Genomic DNA, 3,793 nt, shown 5'->3' with positions numbered 1-3,793 from the left:
CAGCCGCGCGGCGAGGCGGTCGGCATCGGCGCGGACGACGGCGTCTACACCGCCGAGGGCTTCTCCCTGCGCGGCCGCGCCGAGGTGACCCAGGGCCAGAACCGCCTGCGCGCCGACGCGATCAACGGGTTCGGCTCGGGCAGCCGCATCAACCGCATCGAGGCCGCCGGCAACGTCTATTTCGTCACCCCGACCCAGACGATCCGGGGCGACCGGGCCGTCTACACCGTGGCCAACGACGAGGTGGTGGTGACCGGCGACGTGATCCTGACCCAGGGCCAGAACGTGCTGACGGGCGGCCGGCTCACCTACAACACCCGCACCGAGACGGCCCGCATGGAAGGCGCGTCGGGCGGCCGCATCCGCGGCGTCTTCTATCCCGACAGCAACTGATCCGGCGTGGCCCGCAAGGAACTGTCCGCGCTGAACGTCCACGACCCGGCCCCCGAGGCGCCGGCCGCGGCGGCGCGCGCGACGGGCCTGCGGGCTGAACACGTTGGCGCGGCGTTCGGTCCGCGGCAGGTGGTGCGCGACGTCTCCCTGACCGTGCAGCGCGGCGAGGTGGCCGGGCTTCTCGGACCTAACGGGGCGGGCAAGACGACCTGCTTCTACATGATCACCGGCCTGATCCCGCCGGACTCGGGCTCGATCTGGCTGGACGGCGAGGACATCACCGCCCAGCCGATGTACCAGCGCGCCCGCATGGGTCTGGGCTATCTGGCCCAGGAAGCCTCGATCTTCCGCGGCATGACGGTGGAGCAGAACGTCAAGGCGGTGGTGGAGCTGCACCAGACCGACCGTTCCAGGGTCGCCGAGGAGACCAGCCGGCTCTTGGAAGAGCTGCGCATCGACCATCTGCGGCACGCGCCGGCCTCGGGCCTGTCGGGCGGCGAGCGGCGGCGCTGCGAGATCGCGCGCGCCCTGGCCGGGCAGCCGTCCTTCATGCTGCTGGACGAACCCTTCGCCGGCATCGACCCCCTGGCCATCGCCGACATCCGCCAGGTCATCCGCTACCTGGCCGAGCGCGGGATCGGGGTGCTGATCACCGACCACAACGTGCGCGAGACGCTGGAGATCACCGACCACGCGACGATCATCTCGGGCGGGGCGGTGCTGTTCGAAGGCAAGGCCGAGGACGTGATCCGGGACCCGGAGGTGAGAAGGGTCTACCTGGGGGATATGTACGGCTGAGGGGCGCGCTCGCGCCCCTCAGCCCAGGTCGGGCGCGTCGCCGTCGCTATTCGGTTTGTCCACGCCTAGGTTCAGGGCGACGATGCGTTCGGGATTCAGGATCAGGTCGACGGCCAGGGCGGCGACGCTCTTGCGCGAAACGATCGTGCCCTTGAACGGCTCGCCGCGGGTCGTGGTCTCGTAGTCGATCTCGTCGGCGACGGTCAGCCAGGCCGGGCGTAGGACGGCGTGGTCCAGGCCCGAAGCCTCGACGATGTCAGCCGCCCGGCGATACGGGGGCAGATAGGCGCCGATCTCGCGCCGGTTCCACTCTCCGAACTTGCCGGGGACTTCGTCATAGATGCCCAGGGAGGCGACGAAGATCAGCTTGCGGACGTCGGTCGCCTTCATCGCGGCGACGATGGCTTCGGCCTGGGCGTCCATGTCGCCGGACAGGCTGGCGAAGACGACGTCCTGGCCCGCCATGGCGGCCTTCAGAGCCTCGCGAACACATCGCATCGGGGGGCCTGGTCCGGGTTCTGGACGCCTGGTGCCCGCCGTTCGACGGTTCGACCTCTATCTGCCGTCGCGCGAGCAGGTGGCGCCCAAGCTTCGAGCGCTGGTCGATTTCCTGGTCGAGAAACGCGCGTCTGGCTAGTCGGGCGGACCGGGCGGCTCAGGTGGTCGGCGTGCCAGGGGCGGTGCAAGGCCGAGGACGTGATCCGGCACCCGGAGGTGCGATGGATGCGCCTGGGGGCATGTACGGCTGAACGGCCGGCGTCAGGCGCAGCGGACCACGGTGAACTTGATTTCGTTCGCGTCGGCCGGAGTCCACGTCCCGGCGCCGGTCAGCACGCGGTGGGTGAGGATCAGCGTGCCGGTGCTCGCGAGGTCCACGTTGACGAGCCCGCCGGGCGTGTTGGAGGAGCCGTAGGCCGTGAAGCTGTTGGCGGTGGCGCCCGGCTGGCTGAGCGAGATCGTGTAGACGCCCGGTGCGGTCCTGACGATGCCGCTCACCCCGAACGACTTGTCGGTGTTCGGAGACGCCAGCGATCCATTGAAGTTGCCGCCCGCGGCGTTGGCGCCGATCCCCACCAGGGGCGGCGAGATGATGATGTCGGTGTCATGGGCGATCGTGCCCAGGCCGCCGACGCGGTGGTCCAGGACGAGATTCTCCGCGCCCCAGCGTCGGCATGCCCTCATCTCGAGGGCGCCGGTGAAGGTCTGTGCGATCTCGACGACGTTGGTCACCGTCGCCGCGCCCGTCACGCCGTTCAGGATGTGGTGGCCGTCGCCGTCCAGGTAGATGCCCGTCTTCGTCTCCTCGAAGTGGACGGCGTTGCAGATCAGGCTGTCCTTCTCGACATGAATGCCGTTGGTCAGCCGGAACGCGGTCGGGTCCCCTCCCTGGACCGGATTGGGCGAACCGGAGATGGTGGCGTTGGTGATGGTCAGGATGAACGCGCCGACCGAGCTGACCTGTTGGAAATAGATGCCGGTGGTCGCCCGGATCTGGTCGGATCCCATGATCTCGACATCGACCATCTGGCAATGCGCGGCGCCGCCGTCGCCGTTGCGAATGCGAACGCCCTCCGTCGTGAAGCGCCAGATCAGCACCTTCTGGAGGCCGCCGCCTTCCTGCCATGCGTCAGCGACGATGCCGCCCAGGCCCGGCACGTGGTTGCAGTTGAGCGTCAGCCGCTCAAGTGCGTTGTCGAACATCGACTCCCGCGGCGGCGGCGGTGGTGGCGGCGGCGGCGGGTTCGGATCCCTTATGGCGGTCGCCATGTAGGAGCCGGCGAAACCCGGCGCAGGCATGATGATCGAAGCACGCTTGTTCACGCCGATGATCGAGACCAGGTGGGCGCAGTTGAACGGCCTGTTGATTCTCAACTCGCCGCGAGGAAGCGCGACCGTTTGGCCGGTCCCGTCATTCCGGCTCTGGCCCGCCTCCGTGATCGCGTGCTCAAACCGCTGCCCCGCGTCGCCCGAAAACTGCGACGGCTGAAGGGGGCCGCCCTCGATGTATTCGGAGACAGGCTGGGCGCGGACATTTGCGCCGAACGGAAGCGTGTTGGTGACCTCGATCGTCATGGTCGGCCCTTTCGGTGAACATGAAGCGCGAGCCCGCGCTTCGACGGGTGGCCCGGCCTCGGGACGTCCGAGATCGCCGGAGAACTACCCGCCCCGGCGGCCGAAGGGGCGGCTGGGGGCGACGCCAGGGTCCCAAGCGGGGCGGTCCCAGTCCATCTGGCGGGGCGGGGGAGCGGCCTGTTCGGGCTGGGCGGGATAGCGGGCCTGGGGCTGGTATTGGGCGTCGCCGTAGGGCTGGGCCTGCATCTGGGGTTGGGGCTGCGCCTGTTGCGAGCCGGGGCCGAAGTCGAAGACGGGCTTGTACTCGCCCTCCCGTTCGCGTTTGGCCTGGGCGAACAGCTCGTCCATGCGGTCCTCGTCGTAGAGGCCGCGCGCGCCGCCGCCGTCCTCCCGCGCGTGGGGATCGCGGGGGTCCGGGCCGAAGCGGTTGGGGCCGCGCGCACCCGGCAGCAGGGTCAGGACGAACAGCACGCCCTGGCAGAGCATGCCGAGGCAGCGACAGCAGGCCGGCGGCCGCCCAGGCGGCGAG

The 3,793-nt window shown here is 69.7% G+C and carries 4 protein-coding genes and 1 pseudogene; 2 read left to right on the top strand and 3 right to left on the bottom strand.

What is annotated here, in order from left to right; genetic code table 11:
* A partial coding sequence (locus AC2W7C_RS14675; RefSeq protein WP_486002081.1) for an LptA/OstA family protein occupies positions 1–393 on the top strand: 393 nt, incomplete at its 5' end.
* Between the two features lie 6 nt (positions 394–399).
* Complete coding sequence (lptB, locus tag AC2W7C_RS14670) at positions 400–1,191, top strand: LPS export ABC transporter ATP-binding protein (RefSeq protein ID WP_486002080.1); 792 nt, start codon at positions 400–402, stop codon at positions 1,189–1,191.
* 18 nt (positions 1,192–1,209) lie between these two features.
* Here lptB and AC2W7C_RS14665 read toward each other — a convergent pair whose 3' ends face one another.
* The 3 genes and pseudogenes from AC2W7C_RS14665 to AC2W7C_RS14655 form a co-directional block, all read right to left on the bottom strand.
* Complete coding sequence (locus AC2W7C_RS14665) at positions 1,210–1,689, bottom strand: NAD(P)H-binding protein (protein WP_486002079.1); 480 nt, start codon at positions 1,687–1,689, stop codon at positions 1,210–1,212.
* A gap of 261 nt (positions 1,690–1,950) precedes the next feature.
* Positions 1,951–3,264 (bottom strand): hypothetical protein, encoded by a 1,314-nt coding sequence (locus AC2W7C_RS14660; protein WP_486002078.1) that lies wholly within the window; start codon positions 3,262–3,264, stop codon positions 1,951–1,953.
* 84 nt (positions 3,265–3,348) lie between these two features.
* A pseudogene (locus tag AC2W7C_RS14655) lies at positions 3,349–3,793 on the bottom strand (hypothetical protein); the annotation flags it as partial.

The sequence above is a fragment of the Brevundimonas sp. CURTG3B2_SDJG genome, from assembly GCF_057364705.1.
The sequence above is the reverse complement of the archived record's forward strand: the minus strand, read 5'-3'. Positions and strand labels throughout refer to the sequence as shown.